Source organism: Vogesella aquatica (assembly GCF_028548455.1).
Taxonomy (GTDB): Bacteria; Pseudomonadota; Gammaproteobacteria; order Burkholderiales; family Chromobacteriaceae; genus Vogesella; species Vogesella aquatica.
Window position 1 is genome coordinate 82,813 of sequence record NZ_JAQQLF010000007.1, and the last position, 16,066, is coordinate 98,878.

Sequence of the window (16,066 nt, forward strand, 5' to 3'; positions counted from 1 at the left end):
CGGAGCAAAGCATGATCAATAAACTGGTACTGGCCAGCAATAATGCCGGCAAGCTCAAGGAATTCGCCGCCCTGCTGGCCCCACTGGGCATCGAGGTCATCCCGCAGGGCCGTCTGAACGTGCCCGAATGCCCCGAGCCGCACTACACCTTCCTGGAAAACGCGCTGGAAAAAGCCCGCCACGCCAGCCATGTGACCGGCCTGCCGGCGCTGGCAGACGACAGCGGCATCTGCGTGGAAGCGTTGGGCGGCAAACCCGGCGTGCTGTCGGCGCGTTACGCCGGCGAGCCCAAATCGGACGAGCGCAATAACGCCAAGCTGGTAGAAAAACTGCAGGGTAAAGCTAACCGCCGCGCCTACTACTACTGCGTGCTGGTGTTGGTGCGCCACGCCGATGACCCGCAGCCGCTGGTGGCAGACGGCGCCTGGTACGGCGAGGTGGCGGATACCGCGTCCGGTACTGGTGGCTTCGGCTACGACCCGCACTTCTGGCTGCCGTCGCATGGCTGCACCGTGGCCGACCTGCCGGCCGACGCCAAGAATGCCATCAGCCACCGTGGCCAGGCCATGCAGGCGCTGCTGGCCAAGCTGCAGGCGCAACTGGCATGAGCGTGATTGATTTGTCTGCACTGAAAGGCGGCCTGAAAGAATTACCGCCGCTGTCGCTGTACATCCACTTTCCCTGGTGCGTGAAAAAATGCCCGTACTGCGACTTCAACTCGCACGAGTTCAAGCCGCAGGCCGGCAGCATCGCCATCCATGATGCGGCCAACGTTGGCCGCAACGGCGTGGGGCAGGGCTTTGACGAGATGGCCTACGTGGACACGCTGCTGCGCGACTTCGAGCTGAGCCTGCCCGCCATCTGGGGCCGCCCCATCACCACCATCTTCATGGGTGGTGGTACTCCCAGCCTGTTCAGCCCGCAGGCCATGGACGCGCTATTGGCCGGCCTGCGCGCGCGCGCGCGCATCCACCCGGACGCCGAAATCACCATGGAGGCCAACCCCGGCACCTTCGAGCTGGAGCGCTTTGCCGGCTACCGCGAAGCAGGCATCAACCGCCTGTCCATCGGTATCCAGAGCTTTGACCCCGGCCACCTCAAAGCGCTGGGCCGCATCCACGACGGCGACGAAGCGCGCCGCGCGGTAGAGATCGCGCTGACGCATTTCGACAACGTGAACCTGGACTTGATGTACGCGCTGCCGCAGCAAACGCTGGAACAGGCGCTGGCCGACATCGATACCGCCATCGCCTACGGCGTCAGCCACATCTCGGCCTACCACCTCACCATCGAGCCCAATACGCTGTTTGCCGTGCAGCTGCCGGCCAACCTGCCGGACGACGACCTGTCGGCCGACATGCAGGAAGCTATCGAGGCGCGGCTGGAAGCCGCCGGCTACGTGCACTACGAGACCTCGGCTTTCGGCAAGCCCGGCCGCTTTGCCCGCCACAACGTCAACTACTGGCAGTTTGGCGACTACGTCGGCATCGGCGCCGGCGCCCACGGCAAGATCAGCGCCCACGACGGCATTGTGCGTGAAATGCGCTACAAGCAGCCGGCCGCCTATATCCAGGCGGTGGCCGACGGCCAGCCGGTGCAAACCCGCCACAAGGTTGGCCGCAAAGACCTGCCGTTCGAGTTCATGATGAACCTGCTGCGCCTTACCGGCGGCTTTGAAAGCAGACTGTTCACCGAGCGCACCGGTTTGCCGGTATCCTGTATCCAATCACAATTGCAGCAAGCACTGGCCGAGGGCCTGATCGAACAGGACCTTACCCACATACGCCCCACGCTGAAGGGCCAGCGCTTCCTGAATGAACTGTTAACCCTGTTCCTGCATGAAGAAGGAGAAGTCTGATGGCAAAAGAAATCATCCATACCGATAAAGCCCCGGCCGCAATCGGCGCCTACTCGCAAGCCGTGAAGGCTGGCAATACCGTGTACCTGTCCGGCCAGATTCCGCTGGACCCGGCCACCATGACCGTGGTGGAAGGCGGTTTTGCTGCTGAAACCCACCAGATGTTCAAGAACCTGCAAGCCGTGTGCGAAGCCGCCGGTGGCAGCCTGGACCAGATCGTGAAGCTGAATGCCTTCCTGACCGACCTGTCCAACTTTGGCACCTTCAACGAAATCATGGGCCAGTACTTCAGCCAGCCGTTCCCGGCACGCGCCGCTATCGGCGTGGCCAGCCTGCCTAAAGGCGTACAGGTCGAAGCCGACGCCGTGATGGTGCTGGGCGAGTAAGCTGCCATCTGGTAGCAATAAGCAAAGCGGCCTGCGGGCCGCTTTTTGTTTGGCTGTGGGCAGCATGACATGACGCCGCGCATGGGTCGCGCACCATCAAGTTGGCCGCATTCAGGTGCCTTGTCCGCAGGCCGAAGCGCTCCGCACGGCGCCAGCTCATTCCCGCCTGTTGTTTGCCAGCGCAAAAAGAGTGTTCCGATTGGCAGCGGTTCACCGTCTGCGCTGCCGTGTTAGCGTAATGGCATGGTGAGCTAATCGAGGGGGCATCATGATCACTAGTACAACGCTGGGTTTATTCCTGTTAAGTGTCAGCCTGTTATTACTCTCGCCCGGGCCGAACATGGCCTTTTTGCTGTCTTACAGCACGCTGCAAGGGCCGCGTGCGGCCTGTGCCGTTGCCTTGGGCATTGCCATCGCCGACGTGGTACTGACACTGCTGACGGCCGGTGGTGTCACCGCCATGCTGATGGCTTGGCCGTTTATGTTTGATGTGCTGCGCTTGGCTGGTGCTGTGTACTTGCTATGGCTGGCTTACAAGGCGTGGCGTAGCGGGGGTATGACGGCGATGGCGACCTTGCCCCGGCGTAGCGAACGCGACATCGTGCGTATGGCCCTGTTCAATAGCTTGCTCAACCCCAAGGCCTTGTTGTTCTTCATGGTGTTTCTGCCGCAGTTTGTCGATGCCAGCCTCGGGCATATTGGCTGGCAGTTGTGTCAGCTGGGCGCCATGCTGACGGTCCTGGCTTTTGTCTTTCATGCGGTCTTGGGCGCACTGGCCGCTACGGCGAGCGCGTACTTGCTACGCCGGCCGGGCTTTGCCCGCTGGCAGGGCCGGGTGCTGGCCATGGTCTTGATCGGCTTGGCCATGCGTTTGCTGTTGATGCAGCGGCCTGCTCCTTAGTCGGCAAGCCCCTAGCGGTGCGCGCGCCCAGGCTTCGCGGCCTGGTGCAGCCAACGCTCCTCAAGCCTGGCGTGCCTGCAGCAGAAAGTCGCGTAGCGCCTGGAAGCGGGTGGCGTGGCTGCCATCCGTATCCTGAATGCTGCTGCTGAAATAGCGGGTTATATTTTCTGGCGTGATGGCGGTGTGGCGTGGGTTATAGCTGCCGTTTGCGCTGCTGGCGGTATCGGAGCCGATACGCGTCAGTGCAATCAGGGCAATGGCGTCGGCGGCCGCCTGGTTACCGCTGGCGATTGCGCGATCGTATAGCGCTTTTTCGCTGTCGCTCAGCTGGGCAAAGGTGTTCACCATGCCGGTGGCGCGCTGAGAATAGTCTTCATCGTCGGCACTGATTTTCCCGCCAGCGTTGCGCTGGGCAAAGATGGCTGCCAGGCGCGCGTCGTGCTTGAGCAGAAACTCGCTGTCTTCGCTGGAACGATTGACCGGGCCCTGCTGGCGTATGCGTGCCAGCTCTGCCGCTATCGCCGCTTCCTTGGCGGCAACAGGCGTAGTACTGGCCGTGGTGGCCGAGGCGGGGGGCGTCAGCTGCTGTTGCAGCACATCGGCAAAACTTGCCGTGCTGCTGCTAGTCTGCTGGTCACTGCTTGCCGGTATCAGGCTGGCGGGTGAGGCGAGCAGGCTGGCCGATAGGGGGGAGGGAAAGCGGGGCGTGATCACTGTGTGACTCCTAGCTGAGGGTAGATGCCAGATGTGCAATTGTCATGCCAGCCAGCCCGTAGCTTGGGCTGAATGAAATGAAGCCCAACGTTTACCGCGCCGCCGCAGCGTTGGCCGAATGCCACTGCGGTGTCGTGGCTAACCTTATGCCTTCACGGTATTGCGGCCAACCTTTTTGTTTTGTGGTGCCGCTGCGCGGCGTGATGGCATGCCGCTTTCCGCGCGGCGGCGGGGTACTTTCTTTTGCGTCGCCAAAAGAAAGTACCCAAAGAAAAGGCGACCCGGGGCTGCTCGAAACCCCGTGCCAAACGGTCCGCCCCAGGCGCCGCCGAACTCGCCCCTTGCTAACGGTGCGGGGCTCAAACAAATCGGCCGCTTGCGCGTGCGAATCTTTGATTCGCTCAGCACAATCCTGGGGCAAACCGTTTGACCCGGCTCGCGCCAACGGGATAGGGCGGCGCCGGTGCGGTTCTATTAATTGACTAGTTTGTGTGCTTTGGGCCTTGAATGCTTTTGTAGCCTTAAAAGGTTGGCCGCAAGCATTTACGTTACTGCGGCCAACCTTGTGCAGTGACCCATGCCCCCTTGGGGAGCGCCGGTAAAAAGTCTGCCGCAAGGATTGTGCTGGGCGAATCAAAGATTCGCACGCGCAAGCGGCCGATTTGTTTGAGCCCGGAGCCGTTAGCGTAGGGCGAGTTCGGCAGCGCCTTGCGGTGGGCTTTTTGCCGGGGTTTCGCGGACCGCGGGGGCGAGGGGTCTGCGTGCGAATCTCTGATTCGCTCAGCGATAGAAAGGGGGCGCCGACCCGCCCCCTTCCCGTCAGCCGGGCGGAACCGGCTGTAATTATTATCCGCGAAGCGGATTCAAGACCTTTCATGTTGTCGCACGACAAAATTAAATGCGGCCAACCTTGTGTCGCTTGCTCCGTTACCCACAAAAAAGCCCGCTCAATCGAGCGGGCTTTGCCTTGTTGGCTGTCTGGCCAATAAAAACGATCAGCCGTTCTGGCGCGCCAGTTGCGGCGCATCTTCGCGCACGTCGCCGGCGGCGATGCAGGCGGCGGCGGTGAACAGCACGTCGGTGGAGCTGTTCAGCGCGGTTTCGGCCGAATCCTGTACCACGCCGATGATGAAGCCCACGGCGACTACTTGCATAGCCACGTCGTTGCTGATGCCGAACAGGCTGCACGCCATCGGGATCAGCAGCAGCGAGCCGCCTGCCACACCGGACGCACCGCAAGCGGCGACGGTGGACAGTACCGACAGCAGCAGGGCGGTAGGCAGGTCAATGTGGATGCCCAGCGTGTGTACAGCCGCCAGGCTCAGTACCGAGATGGTGATGGCGGCGCCGGCCATATTGATGGTGGCACCCAGCGGGATGGACACGGCGTAGGTGTCTTCATTCAGGCCCAGCTTTTTGCACAGGTTCATGTTCACCGGGATGTTGGCCGCCGAGCTGCGGGTAAAGAAAGCGGTCACACCGCTTTCACGCAGGCAGGTGAACACCAGCGGGAACGGGTTGCGGCGGATGGTCAGGCCAACGATCAGCGGGTTTACCACCAGCGCGATAAACAGCATGGCGCCCACCAGTACCAGCAGCAGCTTGCTGTAGCCCAGCAGCGCCGACAGGCCGGTGGTGGCGACGGCTTCGGCCACCAGACCGAATACGCCCACCGGGGCAAAGCGGATGATGACGCCCACGATGCGCGACACGCCTTCTGCCAGCTCGTTCAGCAGGGTTTTGGTGCTGTCGCTGGCGTGGTGCAGCGCCATGCCCAGCGCTACAGCCCAAGTCAGGATGCCGATGTAGTTGCCGGTAGCGATGGCGTTGATCGGGTTATCCACAATCTGGAATACCAGGTTGTTCAGTACCTGGCCGATACCGCCTGGCGGCGTGGTGCCGGTAGCGGCGGCTACCAGCTGCAGCGTGGTGGGGAAGGCAAAGCTGATCAGTACGCCGGTAACGGCTGCCAGGAAGGTGCCCAGCAGGTACAGGGTGAGTACCGGGCGCATATTGGTTTGCACGCCCTGCTTTTTATTGGCGATGGCACTGGCCACCAGCACAAAGACCAGCACCGGCGCCACGGCTTTCAGGCCTTTGACGAACAGGCTGCCCAGGAAGGTCAGCGATTTGGCGGTGTCGGGGGCAACGCTGGCCACGGCGATACCGGCCAGCAAACCGATCAGGATCTGCAGCACGATGCTGCCGTTCATGATGCGGTGGATCAGGGTAGGGTTCTGCTGCATAGGGGTTCCACGGTTCTGTCGTTATAGGTATCTGGCATGCCTGCGGGCGCGCCGGGCTGGCTTGCGGCCAACCTCCAAGACGATTCAAAACTGCAGAACAATCAAACGGGTACCGCCGTACAAGCAACAGCGGGGCGCAGTGTAGCAAATTTTTATTGGTGACAGAATTCTGTATCCAAAAGCTGTCAACTGTCACCATTGTCAGCCCGGTAAAAACAATCTGTTTACCCTGGGTGGCTTTATGCATGCCCTGGCCTCATGGCCTAATGCTTGTTCAACCGTATCGCTGCCGTTGGCAGCAGAAAGTCATCCCGATGAGTGCAGAGGCGATCGTTCGCGGTTTTTTCGGGCGGGTGCGCTCCGGTGTGGCACCGGAAGAGGCTGCCTTGTATCTGGCACCGCAAGTGCAGGCTTGGCAGGTGTGCTCGGCACCTCAGCCAGAGTGCATCGTGCGTACGCCGGACAATTACCGCGCGCATATCGAAGACTTCCGCCAGATGTTTGGCGACTTCACCGTGCAGCTGGACGAGGTACTGGCGCAGGGCAAGAAGGTCTATGTGCGCTGGCGTCAGTTTGGCCAGCACCTGGGCGAGATCGAAGGCTACGCCCCTACCGGCCTGCCGCTGGTGTGTGCCGGCAGTGCTGTGTACGAGGTAGCCAATGGCCGTATCGTGGCCTACTGGATGCAACAGGAACACCATGGCTTGCTGCAGCAGCTGCAGGCCAATGCACATCACAAGGAGCCGGCATGAGCCAGACCTACCCTTACCGTATCGTCAACGTGTTTGCCGAAAGCCGCTTTGGCGGCAACCCGCTGGCGGTGTTTACCGACGCTGCCGGCCTGTCCGACGCTGACATGCAGCTGATCGCGCGCCAGTTCAACTTGTCCGAGACGGTATTCATCCACCCCGGAGACGACGCTGCGCTGGCTAGCCTGCGTATCTTTACCCCCAGCTACGAGCTGCCGTTTGCCGGCCACCCCACCATCGGCAGCGCGGCGGTACTGCACGCGTTGCGGCAGCCGGGTGATGTCTTTACGCTGCGTACACAGGCCGGGCTGATTCCGATCACGCTGGACGATGGCGTGTTCCGCCTGACCGCCGTGGCCGCCACGCAGCGTGCGGCCAACGTTGGCCGCGCCGAGGCGGCCGCCATGCTGGGGCTGGACGAGGCCGACATCGCACTGGCGCCGGTGTGGGTGAACGCCGGCAGCGAGCAGATGCTGATCCGCCTGGCCAGCCGCGAGGCGGTGCTGCGTGCGCGGCCGGACCACACGCTGTTTACCCGTCACGCCACCCTGCGGCCGGGGCGTAGTATTGCCTACCTGTGGTACCAGGCCGGCGGCGTAGCCACAGTGCGGCTGTTCTTCGAGCAGCAGGGTAGCGTGATCGAAGACCCTGGCACGGGTAGTGCCTGCGCCAACCTGGGTGGCTGGTGCGCGCTGAACGGCTTGGCGCCGTTGTCGTGGCGCATCGAGCAAGGCGCAGCTATCCAGCGCCCCAATGTGCTGTACCTGGACGTGGCGGCCGATGGCTGCGTGCAGGTGGGCGGCAAAGTGCAGACGGTGGCCGAGGGGGTCTTCACCTTGCCCTAGGGCGGTGTGTTTCCCACAATAAAGGCAGCTGCGGCTGCCTTTTGCCATTTTGCGGTGGCACGGGGCGTTGCGAATACACCCGTGGCGGATAAAGCTGGCCGGCCAGCCATTGACGCTGTCGCGGCACGCTGATAGTTTTCTGCGCTACGGCTAGAGCCGTAGCTCGAAACAGGCGTTTGATGGCATGAGGGGTGCCGGACGCCCAAAACACAATACGAGGGAGTACAGATGAAAACATTCGCAAAACTGGCCGCAGTCACCGCCCTGACCCTGTGCAGCAGCCTGGCGCTGGCCGCCGGTGCCGGTGGTACATGGAAAACCATCGATGACGAAAGCAAGCAAGCCAAGGCACTGGTGGAAATCACCGAAGCGGCCAACGGCGAACTGACCGGCAAGATCATCAAGCTGTTCAATAATCCGGAAGCCGTGTGCGACAAGTGCGAAGGCGCATTGAAAGGCAAGCCGGTCATCGGCATGACTATCCTGACCGGCCTGAAAAAGGACGGCGAGGACTGGGAAGGCGGCAAAATACTGGACCCGAAATCGGGCAAGGTCTACAGCGCCAAAGCCAAGCTGGCCGACGGCGGCAAGAAGCTGGAAGTACGTGGTTTTCTGGGCGTAGCCCTGCTGGGCCGTACCCAGACCTGGGAACGCCAGTAAGCCAGGCTTGACCGGCCTGTGGCAGCCAGGCTGCCGGGTGCCGGTTGCTGTGTCTATCGAAGCGGGATGGCTTGTGCCATCCCGTTTTGCATTGGGTACAATCGCGGCATGAACGCTACCGTCGATATCGCCTGCCAGCCCATCGTGGCCGCGGCGGCCACCGCCAAGAAACTGGAGAAGCTGGGCCTGACCCGACGCTTCGACCTGGTGCTGCATTTACCATTGCGCTACGAGGACGAAACCCATCTCTACCCCATCCAGCAGGCACCGTACGGCCAGGCAGTACTGGTGGAGGGCGAGGTGAGCAACTGCGAGGTGCAGTTCCGGCCACGCCGCCAGCTGGTGGCGCAGATCGAAGATAAAAGCGGCAAGCTGGTGCTGCGCTTTATCCACTTCTACCCCAACACCCAGCAGGCGCTGGCCAAAGGCCGCCGTGTGCGGGCGCTGGGCGAGGTGCGGCGCGGCTTTTTCGGCGACGAGATGGTGCACCCCAAGCTGCGCGAGGTGCACGAGGGCGACCCGCTGGCCGATAGCCTCACCCCGGTCTACCCCACGGTCAACGGCTTGTCGCAGCCGGTACTGCGCCGCCTGATCCATGCCGAATTGAAAGCGCAGCCGATACCGGAAACCCTGCCCGACGAAGTGCGCCGCCGCCTGGGGCTGATGCCGCTGGCCGACGCCGTACACCTGCTGCACCGCCCGGGGCCGGAGTTTTCCGCCACCCAGCTCACCGACGGCAACCTGCCTGCCTGGCAGCGGTTGAAATTTGACGAGCTGCTGGCGCAGCAGCTGTCCATGCGGCTGGCGTATCGCGCGCGGCGCGAAGGCAGTGCACCGGTAATCGCGGGCGACGGCAGCCTGCGCGCGCAGCTGGCGGCCAGCCTGCCGTTTGCCCTGACCGGTGCGCAGCAAAAAGTACTGGGCGAAATTGTGGCCGACCTGGCGCAGCCGCACCCGATGAACCGCCTGCTGCAGGGGGACGTAGGCAGCGGCAAGACCATTGTGGCTGCCATGGCCGCGCTGGCTGCTATCGAGGCCGGCTTTCAGGTCGCGTTGATGGCCCCTACCGAGATTCTGGCCGAGCAGCATTACGTGAAGTTGGCCGCATGGCTGGCGCCGCTGGGCATCGAGGTGGCCTGGCTATCCGGCAGCCTGCGCAAGAAGGCGCGCGGCGAGATGGCGGCCAAGATCGCCAGTGGCGAAGCGCGGCTGGCGGTAGGCACCCACGCGCTGTTCCAGGACGATGTGGCGTTCGAGCGGCTGGGCCTGGTGATTGTCGATGAGCAGCACCGCTTCGGCGTCGGCCAGCGGCTGGCGCTACAGCAGAAGGGTGCCGAGCCGCACCAGCTGATGATGTCGGCCACGCCGATTCCGCGCACGCTGGCGATGAGCTTCTACGCCGACCTGGACGTATCGGTGATCGACGAGCTGCCGCCGGGGCGCACGCCCATCGTCACCAAGCTGATCAGCGCCGAGCGCCGCGACGAGGTGGTGCGCTTTGTCGACAAGGCCTGCCGCGAGGGCAACCAGGTGTACTGGGTGTGCCCGCTGATCGAAGAATCCGAAACTCTGCAGCTGCAAACGGCGGTGGATACCCACGTGGTACTGCAGCAGGACTTGCCGCAGTGGGGCGTGGGCCTGGTGCATGGCCGCATGAAGGCTGCAGAAAAGGCCGAGGTGATGGGGCAGTTCATCCGCAACGAACTGCAGCTGCTGGTGGCCACCACGGTGATCGAGGTGGGCGTGGACGTACCGAACGCCAGCCTGATGGTGATCGAGCACGCCGAGCGCATGGGCCTGGCACAGCTGCACCAGCTGCGCGGCCGGGTAGGGCGCGGTGCGGCCAAGTCCACCTGCGTGCTGCTGTTCGATACCCCGCTGTCGGAGCTGGCCAAGGCGCGGCTGAAGGTCATCTACGAAAACACCGACGGTTTCGAGATTGCCCGCCAGGACTTGAATATCCGCGGCCCCGGCGAGTTTCTGGGCGCCCGCCAGAGCGGCCTGCCCATGCTGCGCTTTGCCGACCTGGAGGTGGATATCGAGCTGCTGGAAGCGGCCCGCGAGCTGGCCCCGCAGCTGCTGCAACGTTGGCCGCAATACGCGCAGGCGCACCTTAACCGCTGGCTGGCGGGCAGGGCGCATTTCCTGAAAGCCTAGCGCAGCTTGCGGACTGCTGTGCGGGCATGAAAAAAGGCTGCCGGTTGGCAGCCTTCTGCGTAGTGCTCGCTGGCCTTATACGAACAGCTTCACGCCAAAGTAGTACAGGGTAATGGCCAGGCCCATGCTCACCGGCAGGGTCAGCACCCAGGTAGTGAGGATGGTCTTCACGGTACTCATTTGCACACCGGAGCGGTTGACGACCATGGTGCCTGCTACCGCGCTGGACAGAATCTGCGTGGTGGACACCGGGGCACCAATGGCACTGGCCAGGCCGATGGACACCGCCGACATGGTTTGCGCCGCCATCCCCTGGGCATAGGTCATGTCCTGTTTGCCGATCTTGGCGCCCACGGTGTTGACCACGCGCTTCCAGCCCACCATGGTACCCATGCCGATCGCCAGGGCTACCGCAACAATCACCCAGGTCGGGGCGTATTCGGTGGTGGCAGACAGGTCTTTCTGGATGCCTTTCAGCTGTTTCTGGTCTACGTCATTGATGCCGGCGACCTTGCCGATTTTCTTGGCGGCATCGCCCAGGCAGATCAGCTGGGTGCGTACGTTCCAGCGCTGGTTTTCCGGCAGCTGCTGGAAGGACTTGGCATCGCCAATAGCAGACAACAGCTCGCCGGTTTCATCGATAACCTTGGATACATCGCACTTGTGTGCGTTGCTGGCCGGGTACTTGGCATCGATGATGGCCTGATTACGCTGGTACAGTTCTTTCAGCTGTACGGCGGCAATCTTGGTGTGCTCGATCTGGATGGGCTCGGCGTCCAGGTTCACCACAAAGTGGGCCGGTGCCAGCGCAATCAGGACCAGCATCACCAGGCCAACACCTTTCTGGCCATCGTTGGAGCCGTGGGTGAAGCTCATGCCCATGGACGATACGATCAGCATGAAGCGCGCCCAGAATGGCGGGTGCTTGCGGCCTTCGATTTGCTGGCGCTGGAACGGCGACTTGTGGATGTTGGATAGCGGGCGCATTTTCAACAGGGTAAACAGCATCAGGCCTGCCAGGCCGGCGCCGAACAGCGGCGACAGGAACAGCGACACGAATACGTCGATGGCCTTGCTCCAGTTGATGCCGTTGGCCAGCGAGTCGCCGGTAATCAGCGCATTACCGACACCCACGCCCAGGATGGCACCGATGAGGGTGTGCGAGCTGGACGCCGGAATGCCGAAGTACCAGGTACCCAGGTTCCACAAAATGGCGGAGGTCAGCAGGGCAAACACCATCACCATGCCCTGGGCAGAGTTGATGTTCAGCAGCAGATCGGTCGGGATCAGGTTAACAATGGCGTAGGCTACAGCCAGACCACCAAAGAACACCCCCAGGAAGTTGAACAGACCGGACAGCATCACGGCGGTCTGCGGTTTCATGGACTGGGTGTAGATAACGGTCGCTACCGCGTTGGCGGTATCGTGAAAACCGTTGATGAATTCAAAAGCCAGGACAAAGGCCACCGAGAGAACCAGGGTGACTGCCAGCGTAGTGTCGAGCCCCGAGAGGAGTTCCAGCATGATGATGTGCAGTGCGTTATCAGAAAGGCGGGATTCTTGGGCTTTGCAGATGACACGTCAAGAGTTTGTAATAATCTTTTTTAGCCTTATCAAAAACCTATCAAAATTGTCCTGACGGGCTTGACAAAGGCGTATTTATTTTTGCTGTAGATGCATGATTTTAAAAAGAAAAAAAGCCCTTCGGCACCGGCCGTAAGGGCTTTGTAATAAAACAGTAATAATCAGCCAAATTTGCCGGTGATGTAGTCTTCTGTTTCCTTGCGCTTCGGTGCGGTGAAGATGCCGTCGGTTTCACCAAACTCTACCAGCTCGCCCAGGTACATATAGGCGGTGTAGTCGGACACACGCGCAGCCTGCTGCATGTTGTGGGTCACGATGGCAATGGTGTAGTCCTGTTTCAGTTCGTGGATCAGCTCTTCGATGTGGCCGGTAGAGATCGGGTCCAGCGCCGAAGTCGGCTCGTCCAGCAGCAGCACTTCCGGGCGGGTAGCCACTGCGCGGGCGATACACAGGCGCTGTTGCTGGCCGCCGGACAGCGAGTTGCCGCTTTGCTTGAGCTTGTCTTTGACTTCGTTCCACAGCGCAGCCTTGCGCAGCGCCCATTCCACGCGGTCGTCCATTTCGGCTTTGGACAGGCTCTCGTACAGCTTCACGCCAAAAGTGATGTTGTCATAGATGGACATCGGGAATGGCGTAGGCTTCTGGAACACCATGCCCACTTTGGCGCGTAGCATGTTCACGTCCACGCTCTTGGCCAGCAGGTTTTGCGAATCCAGCAGGATCTCGCCTTCGGCGCTCATGCCCGGGTACAGCTCGAACATGCGGTTGAAGGTGCGCAACAAGGTGGACTTGCCGCAGCCGGATGGGCCGATGAAGGCGGTAACCTGGCCTGCGGGGATGTCCAGGTTGATGTTCTTCAGTGCGTGGAATTTGCCGTAGTAAAAGTTCAGGTTTTTGACCTGGAGCTTGATGGCGTTAGTAGTCATGGTCGTCAAGCCTTAATGAGTAGAGTTGTTTTTGCTGGCAAACCAGCGGGCCAGAATATTCAGGGTAAGAACGCTGAACGTAATCAGCAGGGCACCAGCCCAGGCCAGTGCGTGCCAGTCTTCGTACGGGCTCATGGCAAACTGGAAGATCACGATCGGCAGGTTGGCCATCGGCTGGTTCATATTGCTCCAGAACTGGTTGTTCAGGGCCGTGAACAGCAGCGGGGCGGTTTCACCGGAAATGCGCGCTACCGCCAGCAGGATGCCGGTAATCACGCCGGCTTTGGCTGCACGCAGTGTCACGTACATGATGACTTTCCACTGCGGTGCACCCAGCGCAATAGCGGCTTCGCGCAGGCTGTTGGGTACCAGGCGCAGCATGTTTTCGGTAGTGCGGACTACGACCGGGATCACTAGCAGTGCCAGCGCCATGGAGCCGGCCCAGCCAGAGAAGTGGCCCACGCTAACGACATAGACTTCATAAACAAACAGGCCAATCACGATGGATGGGGCAGACAGCAGAATATCGTTGATGAAGCGTGTTGCCGGCGCGAGCCAGCCGCGCTCACCGTACTCTGCCAGGTACACACCGGCCAGGATGCCGATAGGGGTACCGAACAGGATGCCAAAGAAGGTCATCTGCAGCGAGCCGGCAATGGCGTTGGCCAGGCCGCCGGCCGAACCCGGCGGCGGGGTGATCTGGGTAAAGACGTCGGCAGACAGGCCGGACAGACCGTGCTGCAGTAGCGTCCAGAGAATCCAGAACAGCCAGAACAAGCCAAAGCCCATGGCCAGGGTGGCGGCTAGCATATTGAAGCCGTTGACCAGGCGACGACGGGCATAAATGGCGTTATTGCGTTGTGTAGACTGTGACATAACCTTGATCGCTTTCTCGGAGCCGATAGCTTGGCTGGTGCTCATGGCAATGCTCCGATCAGGAAGAGCGGCCTTCCTGCTTTTTCAGCTGCAGCAACAGCAGCTTGGAGCAGGACAGCACGACAAAGGTAATAAAGAACAGGATCAGACCCAGCTGGATCAGCGAGGACAGATACAGTTCACCGTTGGCCTCGGCAAACTCGTTCGCCAGGGTAGAGGCAATCGAGTTGCCAGCTTCAAACAGGCCGGTGGCAAAGATGGACGAGTTACCGATAACAAAGGTGACCGCCATGGTTTCACCCAAGGCGCGACCCAGGCCCAGCATGATGCCGCCTACCACACCGGTTTTGGTGTAGGGCAATACCACGTAGCGGACGACTTCCCAGGTCGTGCCGCCCAGGCCGTAAGCCGACTCTTTCAGCATCGGCGGAACCACTTCAAACACGTCGCGCATCACCGATGCAATAAACGGAATCACCATGATGGCCAGAATCAGGCCTGCGGTGAAAATACCGATACCCATCGGCGCGCCCTGGAACAGGAAGCCTACCAGCGGCAGGTCGCCCATGTTTTCCAGGATCCAGGGTTGTACGTGTTCGCCAAACAGCGGGGCAAATACAAACAGGCCCCACATGCCGTAAATAATGGAAGGGATACCTGCCAGCAGCTCCACTGCAATACCCAGCGGGCGCTTCAGCATGGGCGGGCACAGCTCGGTCAGGAAGATGGCAATGCCGAAACTGATGGGCACGCCAATCAGCAAGGCGATAAACGAAGTGATCAGTGTGCCGAAGATGGGTACGACGGCACCAAACTGCTCGGTCACCGGGTCCCACTCGCTGCTGGTGAGAAAGCCCCAGCCGAAGTGACGAATGCTCGGCATGGCGCCGATCAGCAGCGAAATCAGGATGCCGATGAGCATGGCCAGCACGAGGAAGGCAAAGAAGCGGGTTGCCACCCGGAAGACCGAGTCAAGCAGCATCTGGCGTTTCAGATGGGCTGAGTACTGATTATTTTCCATGGGAAATCTCTAAGCGCTTGCAGACAAAAAGCCGGGAACGGGTCCCCGGCCTGCGTTGCTTGATGCCTGTGGGCATTATTTCCAGATCGGGGCGCCGGAGGCGTCGGTGATCTGTTTCCAGCTGTTGCGGATGGTAGTCTTCACATTAGCTGGCATCGGTACGTAGTCCAGTTGGTTGGCTGTGGCATCGCCGTTGCTGTAAGCCCAATCGAAGAATTTCAGCGCTTCCTGGCCTTGTGCCGGTTTATCCTGCTTTTTGTGCATCAGGATGAAAGTGGCACCGGACAGCGGCCAAGAGTCTTTACCTTGCTGGTTGGTCAGAATCAGGTAGAAGCCTGGTGCCTTGGCCCAGTCTGCGTTGGCCGCAGCAGCCTTGAAGGTGCTGTCATCCGGGTTGACGTAGGCGCCGGAGGCATTCTGCATCTGGGTGTGGGCAATCTTGTTCTGCTTGGCGTAGGCGTATTCCACGTAGCCAATCGCACCCTTGATGCGGGTTACATAGTTGGCCACGCCTTCGTTACCTTTGCCGCCTACACCGACAGTCCATTTCACGGCGGAGTTGGCACCGATGGTGCTGTTCCACTCTGGCGAAACCTTGGACAGGTAGTTGGTGAAGATGAAGGTGGTGCCGGAGCCGTCAGAGCGGCGTACTACGGTGATCTTCTGGTCAGGCAGCTTTACGCCCGGGTTCAGCTTGGCGATGGCTGCGTCGTTCCAGTTGGCTACCTTGCCCATGTAAATGTCTGCCAGCAGCGGGCCGGTCAGTTTCATCTGGCCAGCGGCAATGCCCTGAACGTTGACAACCGGCACCACACCACCGATCACGGTCGGGAACTGGGTCAGGCCGGCTTTATCCAGCTCTTCCGGTTTCAGTGGCATGTCGGATGCACCGAAATCGACAGTCTTGGATTGAATCTGTTTGATACCACCACCGGAGCCGATGGACTGGTAGTTCATGTTGTTGTTGGTTTTGGCCTTGTAAGCCTCGGCCCATTTGGCGTACAGCGGGTACGGGAAGGTTGCGCCGGCACCAGTAATATCTGCCGCAAACGCGTGGCCTGCTACAAAACCGGAAAAAGCCAGAGTGGCGACCAGGCGGGTAGTGTGTTTCATTGCGTGCTCCAAAGTTTAACGGCGTGTTTC

At 61.0% G+C, this 16,066-nt stretch carries 15 protein-coding genes; 8 read left to right on the top strand and 7 right to left on the bottom strand.

All coding sequences use genetic code 11. From position 1 onward, the window contains the following. The first annotated feature begins 11 nt into the window (after positions 1 to 11). The 4 genes from rdgB to PQU95_RS06680 all read left to right on the top strand — a co-directional run bounded on the left by rdgB (position 12) and on the right by PQU95_RS06680 (position 3,145). A complete protein-coding gene (gene rdgB / locus PQU95_RS06665; RefSeq protein WP_272751272.1) occupies positions 12 to 608 on the top strand; it encodes an RdgB/HAM1 family non-canonical purine NTP pyrophosphatase in 597 nt (198 codons plus the stop codon). Beyond that, positions 605 to 1,858, top strand: coding sequence for a radical SAM family heme chaperone HemW (gene hemW / locus PQU95_RS06670; protein WP_272751273.1), 1,254 nt, complete (start codon positions 605 to 607; stop codon positions 1,856 to 1,858). Before rdgB ends, hemW begins: the two co-directional genes overlap by 4 nt. Beyond that, complete coding sequence (gene ridA, locus PQU95_RS06675; RefSeq protein WP_017509644.1) at positions 1,858 to 2,244, top strand: deaminase RidA; 387 nt, start codon at positions 1,858 to 1,860, stop codon at positions 2,242 to 2,244. The genes hemW and ridA overlap by 1 nt, the downstream gene beginning before the upstream one ends. A gap of 268 nt (positions 2,245 to 2,512) precedes the next feature. Beyond that, on the top strand, positions 2,513 to 3,145 hold the full coding sequence (locus PQU95_RS06680; protein ID WP_272751274.1) for a LysE family translocator: 633 nt from the start codon (positions 2,513 to 2,515) through the stop codon (positions 3,143 to 3,145). A 60-nt stretch (positions 3,146 to 3,205) separates the two neighbouring features. Here PQU95_RS06680 and PQU95_RS06685 read toward each other — a convergent pair whose 3' ends face one another. Together PQU95_RS06685 and sstT are read right to left on the bottom strand one after the other, a co-directional pair. Continuing rightward, complete coding sequence (locus PQU95_RS06685) at positions 3,206 to 3,859, bottom strand: hypothetical protein (protein ID WP_272751275.1); 654 nt, start codon at positions 3,857 to 3,859, stop codon at positions 3,206 to 3,208. A gap of 995 nt (positions 3,860 to 4,854) precedes the next feature. Next, positions 4,855 to 6,105 carry a serine/threonine transporter SstT gene (gene sstT / locus PQU95_RS06690; protein WP_272751276.1) on the bottom strand — a complete coding sequence of 417 codons (1,251 nt, stop codon included), beginning with the start codon at positions 6,103 to 6,105 and terminating at the stop codon, positions 4,855 to 4,857. Positions 6,106 to 6,419: 314 nt separating this feature from the next. Here sstT and PQU95_RS06695 point away from each other — a divergent pair, with 314 nt between their 5' ends. The 4 genes from PQU95_RS06695 to recG all read left to right on the top strand — a co-directional run bounded on the left by PQU95_RS06695 (position 6,420) and on the right by recG (position 10,516). Then, positions 6,420 to 6,857, top strand: coding sequence for an ester cyclase (locus PQU95_RS06695; protein ID WP_272751277.1), 438 nt, complete (start codon positions 6,420 to 6,422; stop codon positions 6,855 to 6,857). Next, entirely contained in the window at positions 6,854 to 7,699 is an 846-nt protein-coding gene (locus PQU95_RS06700) for a PhzF family phenazine biosynthesis protein (protein ID WP_272751278.1), read from the top strand. The genes PQU95_RS06695 and PQU95_RS06700 overlap by 4 nt, the downstream gene beginning before the upstream one ends. A gap of 228 nt (positions 7,700 to 7,927) precedes the next feature. Continuing rightward, positions 7,928 to 8,359: a DUF2147 domain-containing protein gene (locus PQU95_RS06705; RefSeq protein WP_272751279.1), complete on the top strand. Its 432-nt coding sequence runs from the start codon at positions 7,928 to 7,930 to the stop codon at positions 8,357 to 8,359. A gap of 108 nt (positions 8,360 to 8,467) precedes the next feature. Next, positions 8,468 to 10,516 (top strand): ATP-dependent DNA helicase RecG, encoded by a 2,049-nt coding sequence (gene recG / locus PQU95_RS06710; RefSeq protein WP_272751280.1) that lies wholly within the window; start codon positions 8,468 to 8,470, stop codon positions 10,514 to 10,516. Between the two features lie 75 nt (positions 10,517 to 10,591). Here the strand turns inward: recG and PQU95_RS06715 are convergent, their stop codons facing one another. The 5 genes from PQU95_RS06715 to pstS all read right to left on the bottom strand — a co-directional run bounded on the left by PQU95_RS06715 (position 10,592) and on the right by pstS (position 16,036). Beyond that, positions 10,592 to 12,040 carry an inorganic phosphate transporter gene (locus tag PQU95_RS06715; protein ID WP_272751281.1) on the bottom strand — a complete coding sequence of 483 codons (1,449 nt, stop codon included), beginning with the start codon at positions 12,038 to 12,040 and terminating at the stop codon, positions 10,592 to 10,594. Positions 12,041 to 12,261: 221 nt separating this feature from the next. Continuing rightward, entirely contained in the window at positions 12,262 to 13,026 is a 765-nt protein-coding gene (gene pstB / locus PQU95_RS06720; RefSeq protein ID WP_227302456.1) for a phosphate ABC transporter ATP-binding protein PstB, read from the bottom strand. 12 nt (positions 13,027 to 13,038) lie between these two features. Continuing rightward, positions 13,039 to 13,902, bottom strand: a complete 864-nt coding sequence (pstA, locus tag PQU95_RS06725) for a phosphate ABC transporter permease PstA (protein WP_272751360.1) — start codon at positions 13,900 to 13,902, stop codon at positions 13,039 to 13,041. 58 nt (positions 13,903 to 13,960) lie between these two features. Further along, entirely contained in the window at positions 13,961 to 14,923 is a 963-nt protein-coding gene (gene pstC, locus PQU95_RS06730; RefSeq protein ID WP_017509635.1) for a phosphate ABC transporter permease subunit PstC, read from the bottom strand. Positions 14,924 to 14,998: 75 nt separating this feature from the next. Continuing rightward, entirely contained in the window at positions 14,999 to 16,036 is a 1,038-nt protein-coding gene (gene pstS / locus PQU95_RS06735; protein ID WP_272751282.1) for a phosphate ABC transporter substrate-binding protein PstS, read from the bottom strand. Positions 16,037 to 16,066 lie beyond the last annotated feature (30 nt).